Source organism: Streptomyces sp. NPDC048331 (assembly GCF_043201215.1).
GTDB lineage: Bacteria > Actinomycetota > Actinomycetes > Streptomycetales > Streptomycetaceae > Streptomyces.
Window position 1 is genome coordinate 41,382 of record NZ_JBICYT010000037.1, and the last position, 26,059, is coordinate 67,440.

At 71.4% G+C, this 26,059-nt stretch carries 27 protein-coding genes, 2 tRNA genes and 1 pseudogene; 14 read left to right on the forward strand and 16 right to left on the reverse strand.

Going from position 1 to position 26,059, the window contains the following annotated elements; genetic code table 11:
- The first annotated feature begins 19 nt into the window (after positions 1-19).
- A tRNA-Lys gene (locus ACGFYY_RS34460) sits at positions 20-93 on the forward strand.
- Between the two features lie 91 nt (positions 94-184).
- On the opposite strand, the gene ACGFYY_RS34465 is transcribed toward ACGFYY_RS34460, so the two are convergent.
- Positions 185-943 carry an IclR family transcriptional regulator gene (locus ACGFYY_RS34465; RefSeq protein WP_030012142.1) on the reverse strand — a complete coding sequence of 253 codons (759 nt, stop codon included), beginning with the start codon at positions 941-943 and terminating at the stop codon, positions 185-187.
- A gap of 250 nt (positions 944-1,193) precedes the next feature.
- On the opposite strand from ACGFYY_RS34465, the gene ACGFYY_RS34470 reads away from it, so the two are divergent.
- Complete coding sequence (locus tag ACGFYY_RS34470; protein ID WP_393715514.1) at positions 1,194-2,336, forward strand: LLM class flavin-dependent oxidoreductase; 1,143 nt, start codon at positions 1,194-1,196, stop codon at positions 2,334-2,336.
- Between the two features lie 255 nt (positions 2,337-2,591).
- Complete coding sequence (locus ACGFYY_RS34475) at positions 2,592-4,301, forward strand: glycosyl hydrolase family 18 protein (RefSeq protein ID WP_393715516.1); 1,710 nt, start codon at positions 2,592-2,594, stop codon at positions 4,299-4,301.
- Positions 4,302-4,373: 72 nt separating this feature from the next.
- Here the strand turns inward: ACGFYY_RS34475 and ACGFYY_RS34480 are convergent, their stop codons facing one another.
- Positions 4,374-4,826, reverse strand: coding sequence for a MarR family winged helix-turn-helix transcriptional regulator (locus ACGFYY_RS34480; protein ID WP_393715518.1), 453 nt, complete (start codon positions 4,824-4,826; stop codon positions 4,374-4,376).
- 72 nt (positions 4,827-4,898) lie between these two features.
- Between ACGFYY_RS34480 and ACGFYY_RS34485 the strand changes: the two genes are divergently transcribed.
- The 4 genes from ACGFYY_RS34485 to ACGFYY_RS34500 all read left to right on the forward strand — a co-directional run bounded on the left by ACGFYY_RS34485 (position 4,899) and on the right by ACGFYY_RS34500 (position 7,254).
- The gene (locus tag ACGFYY_RS34485) at positions 4,899-5,318 is read left to right on the forward strand and encodes a DUF1398 domain-containing protein (RefSeq protein ID WP_393715520.1); all 420 of its coding nucleotides are present in this window, start codon (positions 4,899-4,901) and stop codon (positions 5,316-5,318) included.
- Positions 5,319-5,409: 91 nt separating this feature from the next.
- A complete protein-coding gene (locus ACGFYY_RS34490; RefSeq protein WP_393715522.1) occupies positions 5,410-6,258 on the forward strand; it encodes a helix-turn-helix transcriptional regulator in 849 nt (282 codons plus the stop codon).
- Positions 6,218-6,478: a DUF397 domain-containing protein gene (locus ACGFYY_RS34495; RefSeq protein WP_393715524.1), complete on the forward strand. Its 261-nt coding sequence runs from the start codon at positions 6,218-6,220 to the stop codon at positions 6,476-6,478. Before ACGFYY_RS34490 ends, ACGFYY_RS34495 begins: the two co-directional genes overlap by 41 nt.
- 5 nt (positions 6,479-6,483) lie before the next feature.
- Positions 6,484-7,254, forward strand: coding sequence for an alpha/beta fold hydrolase (locus tag ACGFYY_RS34500; protein ID WP_393715526.1), 771 nt, complete (start codon positions 6,484-6,486; stop codon positions 7,252-7,254).
- A gap of 24 nt (positions 7,255-7,278) precedes the next feature.
- On the opposite strand, the gene ACGFYY_RS34505 is transcribed toward ACGFYY_RS34500, so the two are convergent.
- On the reverse strand, positions 7,279-8,265 hold the full coding sequence (locus ACGFYY_RS34505) for a helix-turn-helix domain-containing protein (protein WP_393715528.1): 987 nt from the start codon (positions 8,263-8,265) through the stop codon (positions 7,279-7,281).
- 266 nt (positions 8,266-8,531) lie between these two features.
- Between ACGFYY_RS34505 and ACGFYY_RS34510 the strand changes: the two genes are divergently transcribed.
- The 4 genes from ACGFYY_RS34510 to ACGFYY_RS34525 all read left to right on the forward strand — a co-directional run bounded on the left by ACGFYY_RS34510 (position 8,532) and on the right by ACGFYY_RS34525 (position 11,625).
- Positions 8,532-8,714 (forward strand): hypothetical protein, encoded by a 183-nt coding sequence (locus ACGFYY_RS34510; RefSeq protein ID WP_393715530.1) that lies wholly within the window; start codon positions 8,532-8,534, stop codon positions 8,712-8,714.
- A 5-nt stretch (positions 8,715-8,719) separates the two neighbouring features.
- Positions 8,720-8,995 carry a hypothetical protein gene (locus ACGFYY_RS34515; RefSeq protein ID WP_030771259.1) on the forward strand — a complete coding sequence of 92 codons (276 nt, stop codon included), beginning with the start codon at positions 8,720-8,722 and terminating at the stop codon, positions 8,993-8,995.
- Between the two features lie 20 nt (positions 8,996-9,015).
- Positions 9,016-10,221, forward strand: coding sequence for a peptidase S1 and S6 (locus ACGFYY_RS34520; RefSeq protein ID WP_393715532.1), 1,206 nt, complete (start codon positions 9,016-9,018; stop codon positions 10,219-10,221).
- 90 nt (positions 10,222-10,311) lie between these two features.
- A complete protein-coding gene (locus tag ACGFYY_RS34525) occupies positions 10,312-11,625 on the forward strand; it encodes a tachylectin-related carbohydrate-binding protein (RefSeq protein ID WP_393715534.1) in 1,314 nt (437 codons plus the stop codon).
- Positions 11,626-11,685: 60 nt separating this feature from the next.
- Here the strand turns inward: ACGFYY_RS34525 and ACGFYY_RS34530 are convergent, their stop codons facing one another.
- Together ACGFYY_RS34530 and ACGFYY_RS34535 are read right to left on the reverse strand one after the other, a co-directional pair.
- Positions 11,686-12,270 (reverse strand): ALF repeat-containing protein, encoded by a 585-nt coding sequence (locus tag ACGFYY_RS34530; protein WP_393715536.1) that lies wholly within the window; start codon positions 12,268-12,270, stop codon positions 11,686-11,688.
- A 136-nt stretch (positions 12,271-12,406) separates the two neighbouring features.
- Positions 12,407-14,278, reverse strand: coding sequence for a putative bifunctional diguanylate cyclase/phosphodiesterase (locus tag ACGFYY_RS34535; protein WP_393715538.1), 1,872 nt, complete (start codon positions 14,276-14,278; stop codon positions 12,407-12,409).
- 346 nt (positions 14,279-14,624) lie between these two features.
- On the opposite strand from ACGFYY_RS34535, the gene ACGFYY_RS34540 reads away from it, so the two are divergent.
- Positions 14,625-15,860 (forward strand): M6 family metalloprotease domain-containing protein, encoded by a 1,236-nt coding sequence (locus ACGFYY_RS34540; RefSeq protein ID WP_393715540.1) that lies wholly within the window; start codon positions 14,625-14,627, stop codon positions 15,858-15,860.
- Between the two features lie 61 nt (positions 15,861-15,921).
- Here the strand turns inward: ACGFYY_RS34540 and ACGFYY_RS34545 are convergent, their stop codons facing one another.
- The 7 genes and pseudogenes from ACGFYY_RS34545 to ACGFYY_RS34575 form a co-directional block, all read right to left on the reverse strand.
- The gene (locus ACGFYY_RS34545) at positions 15,922-16,194 is read right to left on the reverse strand and encodes a hypothetical protein (protein ID WP_393715542.1); all 273 of its coding nucleotides are present in this window, start codon (positions 16,192-16,194) and stop codon (positions 15,922-15,924) included.
- Between the two features lie 108 nt (positions 16,195-16,302).
- Entirely contained in the window at positions 16,303-16,893 is a 591-nt protein-coding gene (locus tag ACGFYY_RS34550) for a hypothetical protein (protein ID WP_393715544.1), read from the reverse strand.
- A gap of 57 nt (positions 16,894-16,950) precedes the next feature.
- Positions 16,951-17,643 (reverse strand): Crp/Fnr family transcriptional regulator, encoded by a 693-nt coding sequence (locus ACGFYY_RS34555; RefSeq protein ID WP_393715546.1) that lies wholly within the window; start codon positions 17,641-17,643, stop codon positions 16,951-16,953.
- Between the two features lie 106 nt (positions 17,644-17,749).
- Positions 17,750-17,823: transfer RNA gene (locus tag ACGFYY_RS34560), tRNA-Lys, on the reverse strand.
- A pseudogene (locus ACGFYY_RS34565) lies at positions 17,814-18,438 on the reverse strand (bifunctional DNA primase/polymerase). Before ACGFYY_RS34565 ends, ACGFYY_RS34560 begins: the two are co-directional and overlap by 10 nt.
- 174 nt (positions 18,439-18,612) lie before the next feature.
- On the reverse strand, positions 18,613-18,960 hold the full coding sequence (locus tag ACGFYY_RS34570; protein WP_109782391.1) for a hypothetical protein: 348 nt from the start codon (positions 18,958-18,960) through the stop codon (positions 18,613-18,615).
- Positions 18,961-19,235: 275 nt separating this feature from the next.
- A complete protein-coding gene (locus ACGFYY_RS34575; protein WP_393715549.1) occupies positions 19,236-19,805 on the reverse strand; it encodes an NADPH-dependent FMN reductase in 570 nt (189 codons plus the stop codon).
- A 113-nt stretch (positions 19,806-19,918) separates the two neighbouring features.
- On the opposite strand from ACGFYY_RS34575, the gene ACGFYY_RS34580 reads away from it, so the two are divergent.
- Positions 19,919-20,401 (forward strand): MarR family winged helix-turn-helix transcriptional regulator, encoded by a 483-nt coding sequence (locus ACGFYY_RS34580; RefSeq protein WP_393715551.1) that lies wholly within the window; start codon positions 19,919-19,921, stop codon positions 20,399-20,401.
- Positions 20,402-20,425: 24 nt separating this feature from the next.
- Here ACGFYY_RS34580 and ACGFYY_RS34585 read toward each other — a convergent pair whose 3' ends face one another.
- From ACGFYY_RS34585 to ACGFYY_RS34600, 4 genes are all read right to left on the reverse strand, one after another.
- Complete coding sequence (locus ACGFYY_RS34585) at positions 20,426-20,884, reverse strand: hypothetical protein (RefSeq protein WP_393715553.1); 459 nt, start codon at positions 20,882-20,884, stop codon at positions 20,426-20,428.
- 121 nt (positions 20,885-21,005) lie between these two features.
- On the reverse strand, positions 21,006-22,346 hold the full coding sequence (locus ACGFYY_RS34590) for an AAA domain-containing protein (RefSeq protein WP_365274380.1): 1,341 nt from the start codon (positions 22,344-22,346) through the stop codon (positions 21,006-21,008).
- The gene (locus ACGFYY_RS34595; protein ID WP_393715555.1) at positions 22,343-23,935 is read right to left on the reverse strand and encodes a hypothetical protein; all 1,593 of its coding nucleotides are present in this window, start codon (positions 23,933-23,935) and stop codon (positions 22,343-22,345) included. The genes ACGFYY_RS34590 and ACGFYY_RS34595 overlap by 4 nt, the downstream gene beginning before the upstream one ends.
- Positions 23,923-25,095: a hypothetical protein gene (locus tag ACGFYY_RS34600; RefSeq protein WP_365274375.1), complete on the reverse strand. Its 1,173-nt coding sequence runs from the start codon at positions 25,093-25,095 to the stop codon at positions 23,923-23,925. The genes ACGFYY_RS34595 and ACGFYY_RS34600 overlap by 13 nt, the downstream gene beginning before the upstream one ends.
- A gap of 122 nt (positions 25,096-25,217) precedes the next feature.
- Between ACGFYY_RS34600 and ACGFYY_RS34605 the strand changes: the two genes are divergently transcribed.
- The gene (locus tag ACGFYY_RS34605; protein WP_393715558.1) at positions 25,218-25,814 is read left to right on the forward strand and encodes a histidine phosphatase family protein; all 597 of its coding nucleotides are present in this window, start codon (positions 25,218-25,220) and stop codon (positions 25,812-25,814) included.
- Positions 25,815-26,059 lie beyond the last annotated feature (245 nt).

Below are 26,059 nucleotides of genomic sequence, written 5' to 3' on the forward strand. Positions count from 1 at the left end.
GTAGTATTTTCTCTGTCAGGCGCCGCTAGCTCAGTTGGTTAGAGCAGCTGACTCTTAATCAGCGGGTCCGGGGTTCGAGTCCCTGGCGGCGCACCTGTACTTCGGGCGGTTTCCGGTCTCACCGGGAACCGCCCGAAGTGTTTTCCGGGCCTTGCGAAGGCCGGGCCACCGGGCCTCTCGGCACCTAGAGCGTGAGCGACAGCAGCAGCGGTGCGGCCTTCCGGTTCAGGGTGTCCGCGGCGGCCCGCAGCCGGTGCGCGTGCTCGACCGGCATCGACAGGGCCAGGCAGCCCACCGAGGCCCCGGCCGTGATCGGCACCGCCGCGCAGACGGTACCCACGGCGTACTCCTGCAGGTCCAGCATCGGCACGGTGGCGGGCTGGGCGTCCAGCTTGGAGAACAGGATCCGCTCGTTCACGATCGTCTTCGACGTGAGCCGGGCGATCTTGTGCCGGGACAGGTGGTCGCGCCGCCCGTTCAGGTCCAGCTGCGTCAGCAGACACTTGCCGACCGCGCTGGCGTGCGCGGCGGAGCGGAAGTCGACCCACTCGTGCACCTTCGGGGTGCGGGGACTGTCCGCGAACTGCGTGATCCTGACCTCACCGTCCACGTACCGGCTGATGTAGACGGCCGCGCCGACCGAATCGCGCAGCCGGTCCAGGGTCTCCTGCAGCTTGTCGGTGAGCGCCTGCTGCCGGTCGATCCCGGAGCCGAGCAGGACGAGCGAATCCCCTATGGCGTAAGCACCGTCGGACACCTGCAGGACGTATCCCTCCCGGCGCAGCATGAGCAGCATCGGAGCGAGATGGGCTGCGGGCAGGCCGGTCTCACGCGCGATCTGCACGTCCGTCACACCACCGGTGTGACGTGCGATCGTTTCGAGTACGCGTAGTGCGTACTGCACCGAGTGGAACGGCGCGGTCGGCTCGGGCTTCAGCGCCACGGTTTCCCCCTAGCAGGTTGTTACCGCTTGCCCTACCACGATAGCCATCAAGAGGCCCATGTGGAGCGCCTGTTGAAGAGATTGATGGCTCAATCGGATCTATCTGCCTGGATCTACTCCTCTGGCATATGCCAAGGTCATGCGCGACATCGCTCAGCGCCGGGAATGCCCGGCGGCCGTCCACGGTTCGAGTTCTTCGTACGGTGTCGCACTGATGTCGTACGGACCGCGGAGCGAAACGGGAGCGACGATGAGTGACGCAGGGGACGACGTACAGGGCGACGCGCGCGGAGGCGGCGAGGCGAACCGGAACGCGAACAACGGGATCCGTGCCACCGCACCGGGCCGGGCGACCGTACCGCTCTCCGTCCTGGACCTCGTCACGGTCGGCGCGGGCAGCACCGCCCACGACTCCCTCCGCACGAGTGTCCGGATCGCCCGCCTCGCCGAGTCGCGCGGCTACCACCGCCACTGGGTCGCCGAGCACCACTCCATGCCCGGCGTCGCCAGCTCCTCGCCCGCCGTGATCCTGGCCCACCTCGCCGCGCACACCTCCCGCATCCGGCTCGGTTCCGGCGGGGTCATGCTGCCCAACCACGCCCCGCTCGCCGTCGCCGAGCAGTTCGGCACCCTGGAGGCGCTCGCCCCGGGCCGGATCGACCTCGGGCTCGGCCGCGCCCCGGGCACCGACGGTCGCACCGCCGCCGCCCTGCGCGGCCCCGGGCGCCTGGACGAGGCCGCCGACGAGTTCCCCCGGAGCCTCGCCGAGCTCACCCGCTTCCTCGACGACGACTTCCCCGACGGGCATCCGTACGCCCGCGTGCACGCCGTACCGGGCCCCGTCCAGGGAGCCGCCGGCCGGCCGCCGATCTGGCTGCTCGGCTCCTCCGGCTTCAGCGCCCGCCTCGCCGGCGAGCTCGGCCTGCCCTTCGCCTACGCCCACCACTTCTCGGCCGCCGGCACCCTGCCCGCGCTCGACCTCTACCGCCAGAGCTTCCGCCCCTCCGCCGTCCTCGACGCCCCCTACGCCGTCATCGGCGTCTCGGCGCTCGCCGCCGACACCGACGCGCAGGCCCACGCCCAGGTGCGTACAGGAGCGCTGTCGATGCTGCGCCTGCGCACCGGCCGCCCCGGCCTGATCCCGACGCCCGAGGAGGCGGCGGCGTACCCGTACTCCTCGCTGGAGCGGGAGTTCGTCGACAGCTGGCTCGCGAACGTCGTCCACGGCACCCCGGACGAGGTGCGCACCGGGCTGGACGACCTGGCGAAGCGGACGGGCGCGGACGAGCTGATGCTGACCACCAACGCCCACAGCGGGGACGCCCGGTTGCGCTCGTACGAGCTCATCGCGGATGTGTACGGGATGCCCGTGGAGGCGCCCGCCGCCGATTGACGGCGTACGAACGGCGTTTTGCTGGTTCGTTGCCGAAACCTTGCGCGGAGCTGCCTGAAGGCAGCCTTAAACCGCTCGTCACCCGGGGTGGCGAGCGGTTTTTGATGTGCTCTCAAGTCTCTGACTTGGGGAAATGGCGCGGGAGTGGTCTAGTCCTTCTTTGGTCCGAACCATTGACGTGGGGGTGGCGTGATCGCTATCACTTCTCTCACCCGAACCGCTTGAACTCCCCTCCCACCCCCACGGAGACAGCTCATGCACATCCGTAAACCACTCCTCGCTGCCGCCGCCACGGCCGCGCTGGCCGCCGGAGCGCTGGCCTCCTTCGCGGGACTCGGCACCGCCCAGGCCGCCGACGCCTCGGCCGGCGCCGCGGCGGGCGGCGTCCGTATCGCCTACTACGACCAGTGGAGCGTGTACGGCAACGCCTTCTACCCCAAGCACCTCGACACCCGTGGCATAGCGGGCAAGTTGGATGTCATCAACTACTCGTTCGGCAACATCCACCCCACCAACCTCACCTGTTTCGAGGCGAACAAGGCGGCGGGCGACGACAACAACCCCAACGCCGGTGACGGCGCGGGCGACTCGTACGCCGACTACCAGAAGTCCTTCAGCGCCGCCGACAGCGTCAGCGGGGTCGCCGACAAGTGGGACCAGCCGATCGTCGGCGTCTTCAACCAGTTCAAGCAGCTGAAGGCCAAGTACCCCCACCTGAAGATCAACATCTCGCTCGGTGGTTGGACCTACTCCAAGTACTTCAGCGACGCGGCCAAGACCGACGCCTCCCGCAAGAAGCTGGTCTCCTCCTGCATCGACCAGTACATCAAGGGCAACCTCCCGGTCGAGGGCGGGTACGGCGGCCAGGGCGTCGCGGCCGGCATCTTCGACGGCATCGACATCGACTGGGAGTACCCGGGCTCCTCCGGCGGCCACCTCGGCAACCACTACGCCCCCGAGGACAAGCAGAACTTCACGCTCCTGCTCAAGGAGTTCCGCGAGCAGCTCGACGCCTACGGCCAGGCCAACGGCGGCAAGAAGTACATGCTGACCTCGGCGCTCCCGGCCGGCCAGGACAAGATCAAGTACATCGAGACGGACAAGATCGGCGCGTACCTCGACTACGCGAACATCATGACGTACGACATGCACGGCGCCTGGGACGGCGACGGCCCGACCTACCACCAGTCCCCGCTGTACTCCCCGGCGACCGACCCGACCGACCCGATCGCGCCGGGCACCCAGAAGTACAGCATCGACAACGCCATCGACTCCTGGATCGACGGCAACCCGGCCTACGGCATCACCGGCGGCTTCCCCGCCAACAAGCTGACGCTGGGCTACGAGTTCTACTACCGCGGCTGGAAGGGCGTCCCCGCCGGGGCGAACAACGGCCTCGCCCAGTCCGCGACCGGCGCCTCCGGTGCCCGGCCCACGAGCCAGCAGGCCGGTATCGCCAACTACAAGGAGCTCGGCGGCCTCGTCGACAACGCGGCGACCACCTTCTGGGACGACCAGGCCAAGGCCTCGTACTTCTACAAGGACGGCGAGTTCTTCACCGGCCTGAACCAGAAGTCCATCCAGGCCCGGGTCGACTACGGCAAGCAGCGCGGCCTGGCCGGCGCGATGATGTACTCCCTGCTCGGCCTGGACAACAACACCACGCTGCTGAACCAGATCTCGGACGCCCTCGGTGGCACCACGGTCCCGCCGACCACGCCTCCGACCACTCCGCCCACCACTCCGCCCACCACCCCGCCGACCACGCCGCCCACGACGCCTCCGACCACCCCGCCGACCACGGGCTGCGGCTCGACCCCGGCGTACGTCGCGGGCACGATCTACACGGCCGGTAACGAGGTCGCGCACAACGGCCGCAAGTACAAGGCCCAGTGGTGGACGCAGAACGAGACCCCGGGCACCACGGGTGAGTGGGGTGTCTGGAAGGACCTCGGCGCCTGCTGATCTCCCCCCACCCCGCGCCGAGCGACGCCTCCGCCCCGCCCCCACTCTCCCGGGGGCGGGGCGGAGGTGTTCCTACCCGGGCTGGGACCGTCCGTCGGCCTCGTGGCGGTGCACCTGCTCGATGACGCGGTGCAGCAGAGCGCGTGCCCGGGCGATCTCCTCGCCGGGGATGTCGGCGGTCAGCTCGCGGTGCACATCGGCGGCGCGCACCGTGATCCTCTCCAGGACGAGGTGCCCGTGGGGCGTGAGGGCCAGGAGTGGCGAGCCGCGGTGGTCGGGGTTGGGTCGGAAGGCGGCCAGGTCCTCGTGGACGAGATCGTTGGCGACGCGCTGCACCCCTTGGCGCGCGATCCCCAGGCGGCGGGCGGCCTGGGCCACGGTCAGCGGCTCCTCGGAGACCACGCTCAGCAGCTGCCACCGGGCCTGCGTCTGCCCCTCGGTCGCGGCGATCGCCTCGCCGGACCTGCGCAGCAGTCCCGCCGCCTCGAACACGTCCGCGACCAGCAGTGCCATCTCGTCGGGCATGCCGCCCCACCTCCTTCAATTGACAGCATGATGTCAGTGCGTAAACCTGTTGTCAGTATACGAGGAGAAACCATGAGCATCGCGATCACCACCCTGCAAGCCGCCCTGGAGCGCGCGGCGACCGTCCGTCCCCAGGTCGGCGGCTTCCCCTACCTCGCCGAGGCCCTGCGCCAGGCCGGCGTCACCCGCTGCCGGATGGCCGTGCCGTCGAACGCCATGCTGTACCTCACCGACGCCGGCCCGGTCGCCGTCCAGGGCGAGCCGCTGGTCACCGGCATGATCGACGTCGCGCCGTTCGACCGCGAGGCGCTCGTCGCGGCGCTGCGGGCCGACCAGGCGGGGGAGACCTCGTTCCCCGAGTTCGTGCGGGGCTGCTGGAAGGCCGGCGTCGCCTGGTACGAGGTCGACCTGAGTGCGCGGACCTGCACCTACTACGGCGCCGACGGCGACAACTACGTCGAGGCCTACCCGGCGGTCGAGATCGGGATCTGACGATTCCGACCCCGGAGCGTAAGGAAGTCGTTACGTTCGGCCGCAGGCCGAATCCGGCCCCGACCCGCGCTTGCATGGGGGTGACCGTCCCTTGGTCCAGGCCCGCGACATCGATCCCAGCGCCTCGCCGCTGGACTACTACAGCTACGAGCTGCGCCGGTTGAGGGAGGAAGCGGGCCTGAAGCAGGCGCAGCTGGGCGCGATCATCTTCTGCACGGGCTCCCTGATCGGCATGATCGAGAACGGCAAACGGGTCCCGACGCGGGACTTCTCGGAGCGGGTGGACGCGGCGCTGGGCACGGGTGGCGTGTTCTCCCGCCTGGTGGGGCTGGTCCTCCGGAGCGTGTTGCCGACGTGGTTCCAGCCGTTCGCGGCAATGGAGGCTCGCGCCTCCTACATCTCCACGTATCAAGCGCAGTTGGTCTACGGGCTGTTGCAGACGGCCGACTACGCCCGCGCAGTGCTCGCTACTGGGTTGCCGGACGGGTTGGACGACATGCTGGCCGCACGGCTGGACCGTCAGAGGATCTTGGGCCGGGAGGACCCGCCCATGGTGTGGGTGGTACTCGACGAGGCCGCGTTGTATCGACCGATCGGCGGCGTGGATGTCATGCGCGACCAGCTGGCCCACCTCTTGGCCTTTCGCGAGAAGCGCTGGGTGAGGATCCAGGTGCTGCCGTTTGCGGCCGGTGAACACGCCAGTCTCATTGGCTCGTTCACCGCGATGAGGTTCGACGATGACCCGGACATGGTCTATTCGGAGGACCTCATCTCCGGACACATGACGGCCAGCCCTGACACGGTCAAGGAAGCCACGCTTCGTTACGCTCACGTGCAAGCCGCTGCTCTCTCCGTGGAGGCTTCGGCGGCATTGATTGTCCGCGTAATGGAGGAACGTTATGGGCATCAACCAGAACCTGGCCAACGCGCGGTGGCGTAAGTCGAGCTACAGCGGAAACACCGGAGGCGAGTGCGTCGAGTGCGTCCCGCTCGGCACCGCCGCCTGGCGCAAGGCTTCGTACAGCGGAACCACCGGCGGCGAGTGCGTCGAGGTGGCCGCACAGCCCTGTGGGGTGGCCGTCCGGGACTCCAAGAACCCCGGCGGGCCGGTCTTCACGGTCACGGCAACGGCCTTCGGCGCGTTCGTCCGGAGCCTCTGAACCGTATGCGGGGCTTCTTCACGGTCGGCGGGCGGAGGTTGTCGTACCTGGACTTCGGTGGTCCGGGTACGCCGCTTCTGGCTCTTCACGGGCACTACAACGAGGCGTCGGCGTTCGCACCCTTGGCCGAGGCGCTGGCGCCGCGCTGGAGGGTGATCGCGCTCGATCAGCGCGGGCACGGCGAGTCCGATCGTGCCGAGGGCTACGAGCGGGACGACTACGTCGCGGATGTCGCCGCCTTCCACCGGCACCTGGACATCGGCCCGGTGCCGGTGCTGGGCCACTCGCTGGGCGGGGTGAACGCCTACCAGTACGCCGCCCGGCAGCCGGATCGGGTCAGTGCGCTGATCGTCGAGGACATCGGTGCGGTGGTGGACTGCGACTGGTCGTTCACCCTGGGCCTGCCCCGCCCGGTGCCGTCGCGCCAGGATCTGGTGGCCGCACTGGGTTCGGCCGCCGCCTATCTGGAGTGTTCCTTCCGTCGCACGGGGGGCGGTTGGGGGTTCTCGTTCGACGTCGACGACACCGTGGCGTCCCAGAAGGCGCTGGGCGGCGACCACTGGCAGGACTGGACGGCGGTGGCGTGCCCCACCCTGCTGATCCGTGGAACGCGCAGCGATGAGCTGGCCGCCGCCCACGCCAGGGAGATGATCACCCGTCGTGCCGGCGGCCGGGCGCGTCTCGTGGAGCTGCCCGCCGGACATGTCGTGCACCACGATGCCCCGGCCCGGTTCGCCGCCGCCGTCGAGGAATTCCTGTCCGCTCCGGGCAGCTGACCGAACGGGGCGCGAGCCGTCCTCTCAGAGCCAGCCCTGCTGCGCCGCCTTCAGGCCTGCCTCGAAGCGGCTCGTCGCGTGGAGGCGTTCCATCAGGGCGGCCATCTGGCGCCGGACGGTGCGCAACGACACCCCGAGCCGCTTGGCCGCCGCCTCGTCGGTCATCCCCGACGCCAGCAGCTTGAGCAGTTCCAACTCGGTCGCCGTCGGCCGGGAGTCGCTGGGGCGCGGGCGGTCGGCTCCGAGCGGGACGGCGGAGTCCCACGTCTGCTCGAACAGGGTGACCAGCGAAGCCACGATGCCCGGCGCGCTCGTGCACAGGGCGCCCAGGCGGGAATGGGCGGGGTCGATCGGGACCACCGCCACCGCCCGGTCGAAGATCAGCAGGCGCGGCGGCAGGAGCGGGCTGGTCCGCACCTGGCCGCCCTCCTCCGTCAGCCACCGGGCGTAGGCCAGCGTCGTCGGATCGTTGCGCGCGCTGTCCTGGTACACCGAGCGCATCTCGATGCCGCGAGCCAGTGCCCGTCGGTCCAGCGGTCGGGAGGACTCCAGGCTCGCCTCCGACAGCGCGCCGCCCGGCAGGATCGCCAGACACTCCCGGGTCAGCCCGTGGGCGAGCTGCTCCAACCGGCTCTGGATGGCGTCCATCCCCACCAGCCGCTCCGCGCCGTCGACCTCGGTGTTCGGGCTGAGCTCCGCGAACTCGGAGACCACCTGTGCCGCTGCCGCCTTGCTGCGGGCCAGCTCCTGCTGCTGCCGGGCCAGTTCCTCCTCCTGACGGCGCAGCAGCAGTTCCAGACCCAGCTCGGGCCGTACCGCCCGCAGCGCGCCGGGGCAGTCCCGGGACGGTCTGAGCAGGTCGAGATCGACGAGCCGGTCCAGACCCGCGCGGACCTGGGTCTCGGTGATGCCGAGGCGGGCGCCGAGTTCGGCGACGCCTCCCGACGGGTCGGCCAGCATGCCCCGGTACACGGCTTCCACGTCGGCCCCGAGCCCCAAAGCTTGCAGCATCTCCCAGCCCCCCGGCGGTAGTTGGGCCGCGATCGGCGAGTGCGGCCATCGCGATCGTAGGCGAAGTCTGTCACCAAGGTGCCAGGCCTGTTGGTGCCGGCCGGAACCTCTTCTTCGCGGGGTCCGGGGGCAGCAGCATGGTGACCACCGGGACGGCGGGGACGAAGGTCCCCGACTCAGGCCAGAGCCGCAAGGACGATCCGGATCAGCGCGCAGCACACCGCACCGAACGCATCGCCCGATGCCCCGTGACCCTGGGAGAAGCCATGTCCCGCACCGCCCGCCTTGCCGCTGCCGCCGCCGTCCTCGCCGCCCTCTGCGCCGCTACGGTCGCCACCGTCCCGGTGGTCTCCTCCGCAGGCAGCCACCACGTCAGCGCCTCCGCCGAGGACAGCATCAACGGGGACACGGCGCCCGCGTCCGTCGAGGACAGCATCAACTGGGACTAGCCGGCGTGCGCGTCATCCGGGCCTCCCTCGCAGGGCCTCGTACCGATCCGGACCAGGAGGGCGTGCTCGCGCTCGTCTCCGATCTGATCTGGGCCCACACGCCCGCGGCCCACGGACTGGAGCACCTGCGGACCAGAGCCGCCGCCGACGGCGTCCACGTCTACCTCTTTCTGCGGGCCGCCTCCGAAGCCGCGGCCCTCGCCCAGGCCCGCGCCATCCTCGACGGCGCCCGCGCCCCGCTGCGGGCGCACGGCTACCGCACCGCCGGGCCGCTCCCGTGACCGTTCCTCAGGAGAACGCAGTGACCACCACCCTCCGTCAGGCTGCCCGCACGAGCGCGGTCGCCGCCCTCTCCACCGTCCTCGGCGCCGGACTGCTCACCCTCGCGTCCGTCGCCACCGCCCCGGCCGCACAGGCCGCGACCACGTGCGGCGGGACGGCCTCGATCTACGGTGTCCTCCCCGACGGCCGGCTCACCTTCAGCACCATCACCCCGGCCACCGGGGCGCTGAAGAAGGTGCGGGTCGGCGCGGACCTGGGGTTCGAGCCCAAGGCGATGGCCACCCTCAACTTCAACACGATCCTGGTGACCTCGACGTCCGGGGCGCTCTACCGCCTCGACGTCCTCACCAACAACGAGTCCCTCGTCCTGGAACGCCCGCCCGTCAAGCTCTTCGACAGCGGCTGGACCCACGACAAGCTCACCTACGACGGCCACGGCCACCTGTACGGCACGGCGGGCGGGATCCTGCTCCAGTACCTGGTCTCCCAACCCAAGCCGACCGGCGCGGCGCACATCGGGCAGCGCAAGGAGATAGGGGCCGGCTTCGTCCTGAAGACCCTCACGGCCGCCGGGGACGACCGCCTCCTCGCCACCACCTCGGCGGGCGCGCTCTACTCCTACAAGATCAACAGTGACGGCAGCTGGGACCGCGACGACCTCAAGACCTCCGGCTGGTCCGGCTTCGACCAGGTCGTGTCGCCCGGTGGGGGTCTCTACTACGGCCGGATCGAGACCACGGGCGCCATGTACTGGTACAAGGACGCCGACCCGGCCGACGGCACCGGCGCCGACATCGCGTACCACAACGACACACCCGTCAACACCGGCGGTTGGACGCAGCAGCTCCTCTCCGCCCAGCCGGCGACCTTCAGCTGCACCACCACCGCGGACCCGCTCGACGGCAGGGACATCCCCGCCGTGAAGGCGGCCGGCCGCGACCTGATGAACAAGCACGACGGCGGCGTCTGGAACAGCACCACCCAGTGGAACTGCCTGGAGCAGCTCTGGGACAAGGAGAGCGGCTGGCGCTACTGGGCCGACAACCCGAACTCGACGGCCTACGGCATCCCCCAGGCCCTGCCCGGTTCCAAGATGGACGCCTTCGGCGACGACTGGCGCACCAACCCGGTCACCCAGATCAAGTGGGGCCTGTCCTACATCGACGGCCGGTACGACACGCCCTGCGGCGCCTGGAACCACTTCCTGAACAACAACTGGTACTGAGCGGCCCCCGAGTCACGCCCGCTCGCCTTCCCCCTCACCTTCCCGGCCCGACGCGCGTACGTCAGGGCTGCCCAGAATCCGGAGACACCCATGTCCTCGTCGTCCCGCAAGCGCCGCTTCGCCGCCACCCTGGCCGTCGCCGCCACCACCCTCGGCATGGTCACCCTCAGCTCGACGGCCCCGGCCCAGGCCGCCGCGATCTGCGGGGGCAACGTGTCGATCTACGGAATCCTCCCGGACGGACGCCTCACCTACACGGCGATAGCCCCCAACACCGGCGACCGCGTCAAGACCCTGATCGGCGCGAACCTCGGCTTCACGCCCAAGGCGATGGCCACCCTCAACTTCAACACCGTCCTCGTGACGTCGACGGCCGGCGAGCTGTACCGGGTCGACATCCAGACCAACGACAGCGCCCTGGCGCTGGCCGGGGTCACCAAGATCTGGGACAGCGGCTGGACCTTCGACAAGCTGACCTACGACGGCGCCGGCCACCTCTACGGCACGGTCGCCGGCGAGCTCCACCGCTACAACGTCTCCCAGGCCAAGCCCAGCGGCCCCGCCCACATCGCCAAGCACGCGGTCATCGACACGGGCTTCGTCCTCAAGACGCTCGCCGCGGCCGGCGACGACGTCCTCGTCGCGAGCACCGCCGACGGCCGACTGCTCTCGTACCAGATCAACGGCGTCGGGGACTGGGAGAGTTCGCAGCTCAAGAGTTCCGGCTGGTCGGCGGTCGACAACCTGGTATCGCCCGGCGGCGGCCTCTACTACGGCCGCACGAACGGCGGGATGTACTGGTACCACGACGCCGACCCCACCGACGGCAAGGGCGACGACATCGCCTACCACCCCACCGACCCGGTCGACGCGAGCGGCTGGACCCAGAGCCTGCTCTCCGCCTTCGCCAACGACTGCACCTACCAGCCGCCGGCTCCGCCCACCCCCACCCCCTCGACCAAGGGCGGGCAGATCGCGCGCAGCGAGATCATGAGCCGCGCCGTGAACTGGCTGAACCGCGACATCCCGTACAGCCAGAGCGCCTACGCCTCCGACCCGGACGGCGACCACACCTACCGCACCGACTGCTCCGGCTTCGTGTCCATGGCCTGGCACGCCGGTACCAGCTACACGACGCAGAGCCTGCCGGGCGTCGCCGCCACCATCTCCAAGTCCGACCTGCAGCCCGGTGACGCGCTGAACACCCTGGACGGGCACGTGGTGCTCTTCGAGAAGTGGATCGACAAGGGCGCGGGCAAGTTCTCGTACATCCACGAGGCCAACACGAACGACGACATGATGCGCGGCCAGGACTACCTGAGCGGCGGCACCGACGGCCGCATCGCCGGCCACGCCGCCTCGGGCTACGTCGCCCTGCGGTACGACAAGGTCGTGAACGGCTAGGGCGTGACGTTCGGATCAGGCCGGACCGCCGACGGGCGGTCCGGCCTCCTGGTGTCGGAACTAGAACTGGTACTGGCCCACCGCGACGAAGTACCGGAGCTCCTCCGGAGTACCGCCGTCCAGCAGCCGCGCGATCTCCGCGTACATCGCGTCGCTGATGCCGGGGCGGCCCAGGATGCGGGCGATGGCGACGCGGTCGTCCTCGGCCTGGGCGCGACGCAGGCCGGTGGCCAGGAAAGCGGCGCGGTCGGCGGCCGTGCCGTCGAGGGCCTTGTTGATCGCGCGGGTGACGGCCTTGCCGGGGTTGGTGCCCAGGACCTTGGCGATGGCGAACCGGTTGTCCGAGTCCTGAGCGTTGGCGTAGCCCGTCTTCAGGAAGTTGCGCAGGTCCTCGACGGTGCCGTCGAGCGCCTTGTTCGCCCCAGCCGTCACCGCCTTGCCCGGGTTGGTGCCCAGGATGCGGGCGACGGCGACGCGCAGGTCGTGCTCCGACATGGTGTCGTACGGCGACTCTCCGGCGGTGACCGCAGTCGCCTTGGCGGGCGCGGCGCCGGCCTGGCCGGCTGCCAGGGCCGGGGTGGCGAGCAGCAGGGCCGGGGCCAGGGCGCCGACGGTCAGGGCCAGTGCGGTACGGGTGAGCTTCATGGTTGGTGTCCCCCACGGATCGCTGATCACGGAACTCGGTCAAGAACCGCTTGTCCGAAGATCCTCACAACGGAGGCAGGGCCTGTCCAACGCTGAAAGGGGCCCTGGACAGGTGGAGAACAGCCAAGTGGAAGGGCTAGCGGGGGTGCTCCGCGCCCGGTCGGGTGCCGATCATCTCGGCGATCCGCTCCGGGGCCACCGCCCGCGAGTAGAGCCAGCCCTGACCCGTGTCGCAGCCCACGCGCCGCAGCCGTGCCGCCTGGCCGGCGGTCTCCACGCACTCCGCGGTCACCGTCAGACCGAGCCGGTGCGCGAGCTGCACCAGGGCCTCCACGATGGTCTCGTCGGCCGGGTTCGGGTGCGTGCCCTCCTCGTAGCGGAATCCACGGACGAAGGAACCGTCCAGTTTCAGAACTGATACAGGGAGCCTGCTGAGGTAGGCGAGGTTCGAGTAGCCGGTGCCGAAGTCGTCGATCGCGATCCGTACGCCCATGTCGCTCAGCGCCTGGAGGGCCTGCAAGGGACGTCCGGCGGAGCCCATCACCGCGGACTCGGTCAGCTCCAGTTGCAGCAGCTGCGGGGCGAGGCCCGTCTCGGCCAGGATCTCGGCGACATCGCCGACGAGGTCGGAGTCCCAGACCTGGCGGACGGCGACGTTGACGGACACGAAGACGGGGGCGTCGCTGGGCTGTTCGATCTGCCAGCGCCGGGCCTGCCGGCAGGCGGTCCGCAGGACCCACTGTCCCAACTGGACGATGGACCCGTCCTCCTCGGCGATCCCGATGAACCGATTCGGCGTAAGCGTCCCGAATTGCGGGTGGTTCCAGCGCACCAGGGCCTCGACCCCCCGCACGGATCCGCTCTCCAGGTCCACCAGCGGCTGGTACTCCAGCTCGAACTCCCCGCGCTCCACGGCCGGTCGGAGCGTCGAGGAGAGGGCCTGGCGGGTCATGCGGTGGGCGTTGCGTTCCGGGTCGAAGAGCGTCCAGCGGGCCTTGCCGTCCGCCTTGGCCCAGTACAGGGTCGTGTCGGCGGCCTGCATCAGCCCGGTCGCCGAGGTGCCGGCCGTCGCCCGCTCCACGACCCCGATCGAGGCGGAGACCGACAGGCGCTGCCCGGCCAGGTCGAAAGGTTCCTGTACGGCGGTCAGTACGCTCCGCGCCAGGTCGGCGAGTTGTTCGGTGCCGGTGGAGTCCTCGACGAGCAGGGCGAACTCGTCGCCGCCGAGCCGCGCGACCAGGTGCCCACCGGTGCGGCCGTAACCGGACTGGTCGGCGCACTGCGTCAGGCGGGCGGCGACGGCGGTCAGCAGCCGGTCGCCGACCCGGTGGCCGAGGGTGTCGTTGACCGCCTTGAACCCGTCGAGGTCCAGGTAGCACAGCCCGATCCGGCCGGTGCCGCCGCCGTGTTCGTACGAGGAGGCCTCCAGGGCGGCGGAGAGCCGCTCGAAGAACAGCGCGCGGTTGGGCAGGCGGGTGACCGGGTCGTGCATCTGCAGGTGGCGCAGCCGGGCCTGGAGGTCGCGGCGGTCGCTGATGTCGGTCACCGACAGCAGGACGTCCCCGGTGCCGGGGACGGGTCCGAGCGTGACCTCGGTCCAGAGCGAGTGCCCGTCGGGATGCTTGAGGCGGCGGGTGCAGCGCAGTCGGGCCTGCCGGCCGCGCAGCACCTCCTGGTAGGCGGCCCAGGTGCGGGCTTCGGCGGCCAGGTCCACCAGGTCGGCGGCGGACCGGTGCACGAGGGCGTGCGGTTCGCTGCCGAGCAGCCCGGCGAAGGCCTGGTTGGCGGCGACCACGTAGCCCTCGCGGTCGACGACGGCCATGGCGAGGTGGGCCGCGTTGAACGCGGCCCGGTAGTCGCGCAGGTCGGAGTCGGCGCGGTACGACGACGCCGGCGTGGCCGGGGTGGCCGATGCCGACGGCACTGCCGGCACTGTCGTGTGACGCTCCGTAATGGCCGATCGGATGCTGTCGGCCGCCGAACCGGTTCCTTCTGAGGTTCCGCTCACCGTTGGCTCCCGCAGTGTTCGTGAGTGTCCGCGCAGGAAAGTGTGCCGATCATAGAGGCTGCCGGGAGGCCCTATCCAGCGGCGCCACCGGTTGAGACGGTTCGGTTCGGCGTGATGACGGATCGCTGACGCGAGACCGGTCGATCGTTTCTGCGCGGCTGTGAGCATGCGGGGGCTTCTGCTGATCTCAGGTGATCGGTCGTGACGTTCTGTAGGCAGAGGCGTGAAGTTGGGGGGTCACCGACTTGCCGTATTGCTCACTCGTGCGGGGCAGCGGAACAGGGCATTAGTAAGACAATCGCCTCAAAGTGGATGGACAGGTACGAATCCACCACCGGAGGTCGATGTGGCGCGACAGCAGACACCCGGGGGAGTGGAACGTTCCCGCCTCCGAAGTACCGCCGCGGCGCTCACCTCCCTGACGGCACTCGCCGCCATGTCGCTCGTCGCCGGCCCCGCGGTGGCCGACTCCGGAGCCGGACCCTGTGCGCTGACCCGCACCTCGGCGCACCACTCCCTCGGCCTGGACACCTGGAACGGCGCCTACCCCAAGCCGGAGCGCACCCTCGACGCGGTGATGGTCTTCCTCTCCTTCCCCGACCACCGCAGCGCCCTGAGGACCGAGGAGATCGTCTCCGACTACTTCCCCGCCACCAGCGACTTCTTCGAGCAGGCCTCGTACGGGCGGTTCCGGCTGGCCCCGCACCCGCAGAAGCAGTGGATCCAGATGCCCAAGCCGTCGACCGCGTACGGGATAAAGCGGGACTGGGCCGCCGCGGACCGGGCGTCCTACCTGCGGGACGCGGTCGCCACCGCCGACGCCCAGGTGGACTTCCGCAAGTACGACGTCGTCTACTTCGTCGCCGACCCGGACGCGCCCGGCGTGGACTCCGACGCCACGAAGGTCGTCAACTTCGAGCACCCGATCGTCGCGGACGGCACGGAACTGCGCCGGATCGTCACCGTCTTCGAGCGCCACCCGCCGGACCGCAACGTCCTGGCCCACGAGACCGGGCACGTCTTCGACCTGCCCGACCTCTACCACCGGCCCACGGACGGCAAGGGCGACTGGGACACGTACGTCGGGGACTGGGACGTCATGGGCAGCCAGTTCGGCATGGCCCCGGACCTCTTCGCCTGGCACAAGTGGAAGCTGGGCTGGCTGGACCCCTCGCAGGTGGACTGCGTGCAGACGGGCTCCTCGATGCACACCCTGCAGCCGTTGGCCCAGGCCCCGCCGGGCGGCGGTACGGGCGGTACCCGGCTCGCGGTGATCCGTACGGGCCCGGGCAGCGCGATCGCCGTCGAGGCGCGGGGCTCCGCCGGCAACGACGGGGACATCTGCACGGAGGGCGTCCTGGTCTACCGGGTGCGCAACGAGGCCTCGTCGGGCGGCGGCCCCATCGAGGTGCTGGACGCGCACCCGTCGACGGAGGCCTGTTGGGACCGCTCGGTGTACCCGCCGCTGGCGGACGCGCCGCTGGAGGTGGGTGAGACGTACACCGTGCCGGGGGAGCGGATCACCATCGAGGTGGCGGACCGTACCCGGTCCGGCGCGTACACGGTGAAGATCACGACGTGACCACCGGAGAACGACGGAGGCCCCCACCCGCGTGGGGGCCTCCGTCGTACCTGCCGACGTGTCATGCGGGGGCGGCCCGTCGCCAGGTGACGGCGATGTCGGCCACCACCAGGATGGCGATCACGATCACGAGGGCCCACAAGGTCTCACCGTGCACATCGCCGAACGGGATGTAGACGGCGAGGCCGGCGGGTGCCATGCCGCGGTAGTGCGCGACGGCCTTCGTCGCGTTGCGCGGCAGGGGTACCGGCAGTGAGGCCATCCGCCAGCCGGACTGCGGCTCCGGCTGCTCGCCTCCGGGCCGACCTTCGAGCCAGGGCGGGGTGTTGTTCATGACGTCGTCTCCTCGTCTCGGGGCGTGACTGAGCGGTGAGGGGCCCGCGCTTCCTCGACCTGTGCGCGGCACACCCGCCGTGCGGAACGATCGAAGAACGGGGTGCGGTCAGCCGACGGGAAGCAGGTCGGGCGCCACGATCGCGACCCAGGCCCGGACGGCGGCTTCCTTGGTGCTGAGCAGGGTGCGACGGAATCGGCCGACGGGCGGACGGCGCCGGTCCGGCCGGAGCCGGTCCCATGCCGCATCGGTCACCGCCAGGACGAGTTCGGCGCGGCTGTCGGAGAGGGCGAGCCGGAGCTCGGGAGCGTCCAGAAGTCGGAAGGCATGGCTGATGTCCCTGCCGACATGGCCGCGGTCGTCGGAGATCGTCACCCCCGTGTGCAGGACGGCGCGCAGCTGGATCCGCTCGTGGGGTGCGGCCATCGTGTTGTGGCGGCGGAGCGCGGCGACCAGCGAGGGTACGACGGTGTCGAGGACGAGGCCGGGTTCGACGGCGTCGTCGAGGAGGCTCATGATGCCGTCCCCGCGGTCGAGCATCTCGCAGGCCGCGGGTCGGATGTCTGCCCTCTGGAGCCCGGTCGTGAGGGCGTCGTACAGGACCCGTCGCATCGCCAGACAGGCGCTGTCGGTGCGGTCGGGTCGAGTGAAGCCCACGATGTCCAGGCCCAGGAAGGTCTTGCGCACGGGCTTGTGCATACGACTACGCTAACACACTGTCAGTTCTACATGGAAGGAGTGTGAAAATTACCAGTTCTACTGGCTGTTGTCGGCCGCCAGCAGTCGCAGGGTCGGCAGGTCGGTGACACGGATCCGGCCGCGGCCGGTCGTGACCACGCCCTGGCGGCGCAGCAGGTTCAGGGCTTTGGCGACGGCCTCGCGGGACGCCCCGACCATCGCGGCCAGCTCGCCCTGGGTGATGGGCAGGGCAGGCGACGCGGTGTCCGGGCTCTCCGGGCCCTCCGCCGAGGTGTCGAGCGGCTCGGCGAGGGTGACGAGCTGGGTCGCGATGCGCTGGAGGACGGTCCGGGAGGCCATCTCCAGACGGGCCTGGTCCGACTGGCGGAGGCGGGCCGTCAGGATGCGCACCAGGGTGCGCAGGACTTCCGGGTGCGCGTTCAGGAAGCCGTTGAGCTGATCGGCGGTGACGATGCTCGCCGTGACGTCGGTCTTCGCGATCACCGAGGCGGACCGCGGTTGGCCGTCCAGGGCCGCCATCTCGCCCACGATGTCAGGGCCTTCGCGGAGCCCCAGGATGACCTCGTGACCGGTCTCCGCGGTGACCGCGACCTTGGCGACGCCTTCCAGCAGCAGGATCGCGTGCGTCGAGGGCTCGTGCTCGCGCAGGATCACGTCGCCGGGCGTGTACCGGATCCGGACGCCGAGGCCCAGGAGGGTGGCCACGTACTTGCCGGCCAGGGCCTCCCACAGATCGCTCTTGCCAGTCATGAGTGCTTCCTCGGTCGGTGCGCGCGATCCGTACAACCTAGTCCACGAACGCCGAAGGCCGCCCTTCCCGAAGGAAGAACGGCCTTGTCAGGCGATTACCTCGCTGTGCGCCGCCAGGGACTCGAACCCCGGACCCGCTGATTAAGAGTCAGCTGCTCTAACCAACTGAGCTAGCGGCGCTTGGTGACGAGAGAGACATTAGCAGGAGGATCCGCGGAACGAAAAATCGATATCCCCAGGTCCGGTCGGTGCGGGGGTGCGGGCCGCCCGTACGAAGGCCCAGAGCAGGGCCTCGGGCCCGGGAAGCCAGGGCTCGCGCGCGTCCGGGGCCACGAGCCACCGGGACTGCCCGGGCGTGGCGGCCAGCGGCGGCACGGTGACGGCGTCACCGCGGCCGTGGCACAGCGGCGCCGGGGCGGTACGGGAGCCTCCCCGCTCCTCCCACGCCAGCAGCGCGGGCAGCCGGTGCGCGGTGCCGGGCGCGGCGAACAGCAGCAGTCGGCCGCGGTGCACGGCGACCGGCCCGGTGCCGGGGCCCTCGGCCCAGAGAAGGTCCAGGATGCGGCGCCCGAGGACGAGCGGGACGTTGACGACGTCGAAGGGATCCCCGCACGGCAACGTGGCGGGCAGCCCGGGCCGCGCCTCCCACACCGCGAGGGTGCGTCGGGGGTGGGCGGCCGCGGAGGCGAGCCAGGCGGCGCCCTGCGGGGTGACGTGATCGGCGGGCGCGGTGCGGGTGCGCTCGCCGCGCGCGTGAAGGGCGGTGCAGCCGGGAGCCTTCGTCAGCGTCGTCATATGCCACTGTCTACCCGCCGTAGCGAAGTGGTATCCCGGAGTTACCGAAAAGCAGGACGGGGCGGGTGTCGCCGGAGTATCTTGCGCACCGGCGATCCGCCGTGTGCGGCGGGCGCCTCGGGCCCGGCCGGTGGGCGCGGCCGCCGCACCTGGCGGCGTCCACGCCCGTGCGCCTCACGTGAGATCGGTGCCGGTGCCGCGCTGGAGGGTCTCGCCGAATTCGATCATCTTGCGGGCGTAGTCCTCGGTCCACTCCGCCTGCTCGGCGATCAGCGCCGGCGAGAGCCGGTCGAAGCGGCGGGGATCCGCCAGCTGGGCCGCCGCCAGGGCCTGGAACTCCACCGCCCGCTCCTGCGCGGCCCGGAAGGCCAGCGTCAGCTCGGTCGCACGGGTCAGCAGCTCCCGCGGGTCCTCGATCGACTCCAGGTCGAAGAAGTGCTCCGGGTCCGCCACGGCCTCCGAGGGCTCGAAGAGCAGAGGCGCCGGCCGCAGCCGTCGCTCGGTCCGCTCGGGCTCTGCCATGCGTGTCCTCCTGCTGCGCGTGCGAAGTGATTCCGGGCCACCGTCCATTGTCCAACGCCACGCAAGACCCCTGCGCGACGGGCTGGAACACCCGTACGGGAGATGGGGCGCACGAGCAGAGGGACGGGCCCGGTGGCGAGGGAGTCGCACGGGTGATCGGCCGGCGTCGATGTCCGCGCCGGAATCCCGCGACGGTCGGGCGGTAGCGCGCTGATCGGCCGTCAGTCGCACGCCTCCTCGCCACCCCGCCCGCTACGAGGGCGGCGTCACGGCACTCACACCGTGACGGCCTCGGCGGCGCGCCGCGCGGCCAGTTCGGCCACGTCGTCCAGGACCCCGGCGAGTTCGCCCGCGAGCGCCTCCGGGGCCTGGAACCCCTCGGGTCCGAGCAGCTTGGGGATGCCCGGGATCGCGACGGAGCGCTCGGCGGGCAGCATGCCGAGGCGGGTGAGGACCGGCATCAGCATCTCGGCGGCCGGGGCGCCGCCCGTGGGGCCGGCGCTGTAGCTGACGATGCCGACCGGCTTGCCCTTCCACTCGCTGTAGAGGAAGTCGATGGCGTTCTTGAAGGGGGCCGTGAAGCCGCCGTTGTACATCGGCAGGACGAAGAGGAAGGCGTCGGCCGAGTCGACCAGGGCGCTCCAGTCGCGGGTGTGCTGGTGCGCGTAGTTGCCGGTGGAGGCGTACTCGGGCTCGTCGAGGAAGGGCAGGGCGATCTCGGCGAGGTCGACGGGGGTGACGTCGAAGCCGCCCCGCTCGCGGGCCCGCTCGGTGACCCAGCGGGCGAGCGGGCGGCCGGCGGAGGTGGGGCGGGTGGCGGCGGAGATGACGTGCAGGCGGGTCATGGTGGGTACTTCCGATCGAGGTGATTGTTGACGTGTCACCTATGGAAGCCGGGGTGTGGGTGACGTGTCAACCAGATAAGTGATGTGTCACCGACCTGGCTAGAGTGGCGGACATGACCCCCGCACCGGAGCCCGGGCCCCGCTGGCTCACCGAGTCCGAACAGGACGCCTGGTACGCGTGGCGGCGGATGTTCCCGCTGGTCAACGCCGAGATCGCGCGCGACCTCAACCAGGACAGCGGACTCTCCGAGGCCGACTACGACGTCCTCTCGGTGCTCGGTTCCACGGACGGCCACCGTATGCGCATCAGTGCGCTGGCCGACCTCATGCGCTGGTCCCGCAGCCGACTGTCCCACCAGCTCACCCGCATGGAGCAGCGCGGTGCGGTCCGCCGCGAGGAGGTGGCCGGCGACGGCCGGGGTGCCGAGGTGGTCCTCACCGCGGCCGGCGTCACCATGATCACGGAGGCGGCCCCGCTCCACGTGGAGTCCGTACGCCGCCACCTCGTCGACGCGCTGACGCCGGAACAACTGCGCACCCTGGCCGAGGTCGGCGAGGTGCTCCGTGAGCGACTGGGCGCCCGCCGGAAGCCCTGAGCCGTCGGATCCCCCGTTCCGGCCTCAGACGGTGAATCCGGAGATCCGTACGTGCGTGACGTCCCCGTCCTCGTGGTCGAGCTCGATGTTCACCCCGTCCGCGAGCCGGCGGCCGTTCCTGTCCTTGAAGGGCGTGCGGCCCGGCAGCTGCGGACTCCCGCACGCGTCGGCGCCCGAGCATCCCTCGGAGATCTCCGTGTCGGGGTAGGAGGCCCGTAGCCACGCCTCCGTCTCCGCTCGTGGCGCACGGAAGTCCAGCTCGTAGGAGACGCTCATCCACTGGCCCGTGGTGCACTTCCGGTCGTGCGTCCCCGTGGGCAGCTCGGCGGCGCGGACGAACCGGGCGGCCTGGTCGCACGGCACGCCCATGGTGCCGGTGAAGGCGGCCCACCCCAGGGACGCCCACCAGCCTCCGGCGGCGAGTACCGCCGTCGCGCCGGTGATCACGAGCCACCTCGTGAGGTGCTTGCGTCGTACGGACATCACTGAGAAACCCCCTGGTCACCATCACTTGAACATGTTCAAGGATGTGATCGGGGGGTCCTTGGTTCCCCATCCGCCCCAAGATCACAACGGGGCGGTGATCGGGCCGCGTGGATCCGCCCTACGGCCGCCAGGACACCCGGTGCTCCGCCAGGTGCGCCAGGACCGAGTGGTTCGCCTCCCAACCATCCGGAAACTTGACCGTCACGCCCAACTGGACCGGCTCCGTCGAGGGATGGTCGTCCAGCAACTCCGCTATCCCGGCCCGGGCCACCACCACGCACGCGTGCCGGTGCCGGGACGCCAGCACGCACAGCCGGCCCGTCTCCAGGTGGAAGGCCGTCGCGTCCGGGCGGCCCGACAGCGGGTGCAGGACCACCGTGAGGTCGTACTCGCGGCCCTGCAACCGGTTCGCGGTGTCCACCGTGACCCCCGTGACCCCGAGCGAGGCCAACGCCGCGCGGACCGCCGCCGCCTGGTCCCGGTGAGCCGTACCCACCGCGATCCGGTCCGCCGTCAACGGGCTCGGCGCCGGGGACTGCTCGTCCGAGGTCACCGCCCCGCGGTCCAAGGCCCGGCGGACCACCAGGGCCACCGCCCGCACCGCCTCCGGATCCGTCCGCGGAGTGTGCCGCGCCGGCAGCTCCAACAGGCCCCAGCCCGCCTCCGCCGCCTCGTCCAGCACCCGGTCCGGGCCCGACCCGTCGGAGGGCACCCCGTACGACAGCCGCCGCTCGCCCGGGCCCGTACCGCTGCGGAACTGCGTGTACGGGTAGAAGGCGCGGGAGACCAGCGGCGCCGCCGACGCCGGGAGCCGCCACGACACCGGCAGCCGGTGCTGCGGCAGCTGCGGATTGTGCGCCAGCAGCGTGCTCACCGCCGAGGCCGACGGGTCGTAGGACAGGCCCGCCCACTGCTCCGCGCCGACCACGCTGAACGGGTCCAACTGCCCCGGGTCGCCCACGAACAGCGCCCGCTCGAACAGCCCGGCCACGGCCAGCAGCGCGTCCGAGCGCATCTGGTACGCCTCGTCGACGATCGCGTGCTGCCAGGGCTCCACATCCTTGACGAACGCCCACTTGGCCGCCGTGGAGATGGTGATCGGCAGCTCCGCCAGATCCTTCGGCTTGGCCGACAGGGTGACCGACGGCAGCTCGCGCAGCGCCGGGTCGTAGGCGTCCCCGTCACTGCTGTGCAACCGGCCGACCTTCAGCTCCGGATCCTTGTCGGCGAGACGCAGCACCAGGTCGTCGACCTGCGCGTTGGTCTGCGCCACCACCATCAGCCGGCGGCCGGCCGCCGCCAGCTCCCGGGCCGCCCGGACCACCAGCGTGGACTTGCCGGCGCCGGGCGGGGAGTCGACGACGACGCCCCGCTCGGACCCGTGCAGGGTGTCGGCCAGGATCGCGGCGGTCGCCCGGGCGGCCGCCGCACCCGGGTCGAAGGAAGCGGTCGTGGTCACAGCAGGTCCTCGTCGGTCACGGAGTCGGGCAGGGGAAGGGCGCCCGCCGATCCCGGCGGACCGCCGTGCGTCCACGGGGTCTGCTCGGGCTCCGGAAGCTTCGGGCCGCCGCGCGCGTCGTGCTCGAAGAGCGTCCAGCACAACCGGTCGCCCTTCTCCGGGACGGACCCCGGCTCGGGGTCCCGGCCACGGCCCATCTTGTCGAGGAGCCGCAGCACCACCTGCCCACCCCCCTCGAAGCGGACGAACTGCGCGCTCTGCGGACGCCCGTCCAGCGAACGGAACACCTTCCCGCCGCCCGCGCCCCCCTCGTCCGCGAGCTGCGGCCGGTCCTCCGTCACCACCGTCACCAGCGGGCGCGGACTCGGCCGCTTCGACTCCGTCCACTCCATCACCACCTCGGTGACCTCGCCCGCGAAAGCCTCCCCCGCCAGCCGCCGCCCCGCCATCACCAGGGGGTCGTCCAAAGCCTCCTGGGCGTCGAGCCGCACCTGCTCGGTCTCCCGCGTGGCCAGCTTCTGGGCCGCCGTCACCGCGTCGTCGCGGCGCGGCTGCGGCGGCTCACCCGCCCGCACCCGGTCCCGGTGCCCCGTGTACGACCAGCGGTCGCGCGTCCAGCGCTCCTCCGCGCGCTCGCCCGGCGGCAGGGTGCGCAGCAGGTCGATCGCCTCCCAGGTCTTCCACCACGTGCTCGACAGCTGGGACGCGACCAGCCGGCGCACCTCCTGCTCGGCCGCCCGGACGTGACGGTCGTCGTCCCCCAGCCCGGCCGCCAGGTCCGTGCGCGCGGCGTCGTACCGGGCGACGGCCGGAGCCAGCAGCTTGTTGTCGAAGGCCGGATCGGTGGACGGACCGGCGGGCGGGCACAGCAGTTGGCCGTCCTTGTCCCGACCCAGCTCGGCCCGGAGGGCCTCCTCGGCACCCGACCGGCCCTCGGGCGGGTCGATCCAGCCCAGCAGCGCGCCCAGGTGCTGGTCCTCCAGATTGCTCTGGCCGGTGGCCCAGTGCCGGGACAGCAGATCCGTGGCCGACAGCAGCATCGAGGAGCCGGGCACCCGCGAACGCTCCGCGAGGTGCGTGAACCAGCGCCCGAGCATCGGCACCTGCGAAGGCGCCGGATACGGATTCTCCGGATCCTCCTCGGCGGTCCGTCGGAACCGCATCGAGCGCCCCAGCAGCCGTACGTACTCCACGCCCGCCCGGCTCGGCACGATCAGCTGCGGCGCGTCCACGCACAGCTCGGTCTCGACCTTGACCCGCTTGCCCGTCTCCGGGTCGGTCTCGCTGCGCTCGGCCGGCTCCACGGCGTCCGCGTACGCGTCGATGTGGGCCAGCACCTGCACGGCCAGGTCCGCCAGGAAGGCCCAGCGCCGGTCGCGGTCGCGCGGCTGCGGTATCACGAACAGCCGCGGCTCGTGCCGGTCGGTGCCCACCATCGCGCCGAGCGGGGCACCCGCCTCACCGGCCGTGGTCAGCGGCACGAGGACCATCGGGCGCTCGCTCAGGTGGCGGTGCCGTACGGTCGCGAGCGGCTGGGCGCGGCCCGCGCGTACGGCCTCCAGCCGGGCCAGGGTGCTCAGCAGGGGCATGCGGGGGTCTCCGGGGAGGTGTGCGGCGAACGGGCGGCGGCCAGGTCCAGGGCCTCGGCGCGCAACCGGGCGGCCCGGTGCAGCGCGGCGGCGGTCGGATCCTCGGCGCTCCCCGTGCCGGCGGCCGCCGCCAGGGCGGCCTCGACGGTGGTCAACGCGCCCAGCTCACCCCGGACCGACCGGCCCAGCGCGGTGACCTGATCGGCGGAACGGGCCCGGTCACGACAGTGGAAGGCCAGCTCACAGGCGGCCAGGCACTCGGGGGCGTAGGCCGCGTCGACCGCGGACACGGCCCGGGCGAGCTCCTCGGCGGTCCGGGTCGCCGGATCGAAGCTGAGGCCCTCGGGCAGCGCGGCCGCCAGCTCCTCGACGCGGGTCAGCCGGTCCAGCTGGCGGCGGGTCACGGAGCGTTCGCGGCGGATGTCGACGGGGGCCGCGGTGGGCAGGTTGGAGAAGTCCTTCGGGCAGACCAGCAGTACGGTGTGCGCCACCTCGGCGCCGGGCAGTTTGGCGGCGGTCCGCTCCAGGGCCAGCACGTAGACGGCGGCCTGCCGGGCGGCGGCGCCCACCTTCGCGGCGTCGGCGGCGCCGTCGATCATCGGGAACGACTTGATCTCCACGACGGTCCAGCGGCCGTCGGGGTGGACGACCACGGCGTCGGGCTCCAGATAGGCCGGGGAGCCGGCCACCTCCAGGGCCAGCATCGGATGGTCCAGCAGCGTCCAGTCCTTCGCCGAGGTCGCCTCGCGCAGCGCGAGCGCGGTCCGCGCGGCGCGGCCCTCGGGCCCGGCGGCGGTCAGATCGGGGACGCGGGCGGCGGGCCCGGGCGGCTCGGCGGCGGGCGTCAGATGCGTGTGGACCAGCCGCAGCAGCTCGGCGCCGCCGTCGCCCTTGACCTTGGCCTCGAAGGAGTTCCCGCGGACTATGGCGAACTGCGACTGCCCGAACGAGGCGGGCGAGCCGAGCGCCGAGGCCAGGGCGGTCTTGTCCACACCGGCGCCGTCGAGCAGGGCGCGTCTGCCACAGCCGGGATTGGCGGCGAGGGCCGCCAGTGCCCGGGCGTCGAGCGGACGGGGCGGCACGGCGGGGCCGCGCAGACCGGCGAGCCGCTGCCGCAGAGTCGTCGGCTGCGCGGGGCTGCTGGGCGGGTAGGAGCTCACCCGCGGAAGTGTCCCATCCGCCACTGACAATCGTGGACGTACCGCGGAAACCGGTGGTGAGGGCGGTGGCACGGCCCGGTTGTTGGATGATGGACGGAATCGACTCGACCGGGAGAATTCACATGGCCCCCCGCATCCTGCTGGCCCGCCACGGCCAGACGGCGTGGTCCCAGCTCGGCAAGCACACCGGACGCACGGACGTGCCGATGCTGGACGAGGGCAAACTCGGCGCGAAGCTGCTCGGCGAGCGGCTGGCGCGGGACCCGTGGCGGGGCCTGCCGGGCGTGGAGGTCCGCACCAGCCCGCTGGTGCGCGCGAGCGAGAGCTGCGACCTGGCGGGCTTCGGGGCGCGGGCCGAGCCGTGGGACGCGCTGATGGAATGGGACTACGGCGAGTACGAGGGCATGACCCCGGCCGAGATCCAGGCGGTGCGGCCGGGCTGGCTGATCTGGCGGGACGGGGTTCCGGGCGGTGAGTCCGTGGCGGACGTCGCGGCGCGGGCGGACGAGGTCGTGGCGTGGGCGCGTGCGGCGGAGCGCGACGTCCTGGTCTTCGCGCACGGCCACATCCTGCGCACGCTGGCCGCCCGCTGGCTCGGCTTCGAAGCCTCCTTCGGCGCCCGCATCCGGCTGGAGCCGACCTCCCTCTCGGTCCTGGGCTGGGCGTACGGCGCGCCGGCGCTGGAACGCTGGAACGACACGGGTCACTTGAACGCGTAGCCCCTGCGGGTGCCCTGCGGTGCGCTCGGCGGTGTGTGGCTCGGCTCCGCCTGGCCCCTGCGGGGTGCTCGGCGGTGTGTGGCTCGGCTCCGCCCGGCGGTGTGCGCTGCGCTGCGCTGCGGTGCGGTGCGCTTGGCGGTGCGGGTCGTGTGCCGGGGCGCTGCCCCGGACCCCGCGCCTCAATCGCCGGCGGGGCTGGGATTTGGCGGGTCGGTGTCGGTGGTGGGTCGGGTCGGGGGGCCGGT

Coding starts and splice junctions, on each gene's coding strand:
- ACGFYY_RS34470 (WP_393715514.1), top strand. CDS start 1,194: ATGAGTGACGCAGGGGACGACGTACAGGGCGACGCGCGCGGAGGCGGC.
- ACGFYY_RS34475 (WP_393715516.1), top strand. CDS start 2,592: ATGCACATCCGTAAACCACTCCTCGCTGCCGCCGCCACGGCCGCGCTG.
- ACGFYY_RS34480 (WP_393715518.1), bottom strand. CDS start 4,826: ATGCCCGACGAGATGGCACTGCTGGTCGCGGACGTGTTCGAGGCGGCG.
- ACGFYY_RS34485 (WP_393715520.1), top strand. CDS start 4,899: ATGAGCATCGCGATCACCACCCTGCAAGCCGCCCTGGAGCGCGCGGCG.
- ACGFYY_RS34495 (WP_393715524.1), top strand. CDS start 6,218: ATGGGCATCAACCAGAACCTGGCCAACGCGCGGTGGCGTAAGTCGAGC.
- ACGFYY_RS34500 (WP_393715526.1), top strand. CDS start 6,484: ATGCGGGGCTTCTTCACGGTCGGCGGGCGGAGGTTGTCGTACCTGGAC.
- ACGFYY_RS34505 (WP_393715528.1), bottom strand. CDS start 8,265: ATGCTGCAAGCTTTGGGGCTCGGGGCCGACGTGGAAGCCGTGTACCGG.
- ACGFYY_RS34510 (WP_393715530.1), top strand. CDS start 8,532: ATGTCCCGCACCGCCCGCCTTGCCGCTGCCGCCGCCGTCCTCGCCGCC.
- ACGFYY_RS34525 (WP_393715534.1), top strand. CDS start 10,312: ATGTCCTCGTCGTCCCGCAAGCGCCGCTTCGCCGCCACCCTGGCCGTC.
- ACGFYY_RS34530 (WP_393715536.1), bottom strand. CDS start 12,270: ATGAAGCTCACCCGTACCGCACTGGCCCTGACCGTCGGCGCCCTGGCC.
- ACGFYY_RS34545 (WP_393715542.1), bottom strand. CDS start 16,194: ATGAACAACACCCCGCCCTGGCTCGAAGGTCGGCCCGGAGGCGAGCAG.
- ACGFYY_RS34550 (WP_393715544.1), bottom strand. CDS start 16,893: ATGCACAAGCCCGTGCGCAAGACCTTCCTGGGCCTGGACATCGTGGGC.
- ACGFYY_RS34555 (WP_393715546.1), bottom strand. CDS start 17,643: ATGACTGGCAAGAGCGATCTGTGGGAGGCCCTGGCCGGCAAGTACGTG.
- ACGFYY_RS34570 (WP_109782391.1), bottom strand. CDS start 18,960: ATGGCAGAGCCCGAGCGGACCGAGCGACGGCTGCGGCCGGCGCCTCTG.
- ACGFYY_RS34575 (WP_393715549.1), bottom strand. CDS start 19,805: ATGACCCGCCTGCACGTCATCTCCGCCGCCACCCGCCCCACCTCCGCC.
- ACGFYY_RS34580 (WP_393715551.1), top strand. CDS start 19,919: ATGACCCCCGCACCGGAGCCCGGGCCCCGCTGGCTCACCGAGTCCGAA.
- ACGFYY_RS34585 (WP_393715553.1), bottom strand. CDS start 20,884: ATGTCCGTACGACGCAAGCACCTCACGAGGTGGCTCGTGATCACCGGC.
- ACGFYY_RS34595 (WP_393715555.1), bottom strand. CDS start 23,935: ATGCCCCTGCTGAGCACCCTGGCCCGGCTGGAGGCCGTACGCGCGGGC.
- ACGFYY_RS34605 (WP_393715558.1), top strand. CDS start 25,218: ATGGCCCCCCGCATCCTGCTGGCCCGCCACGGCCAGACGGCGTGGTCC.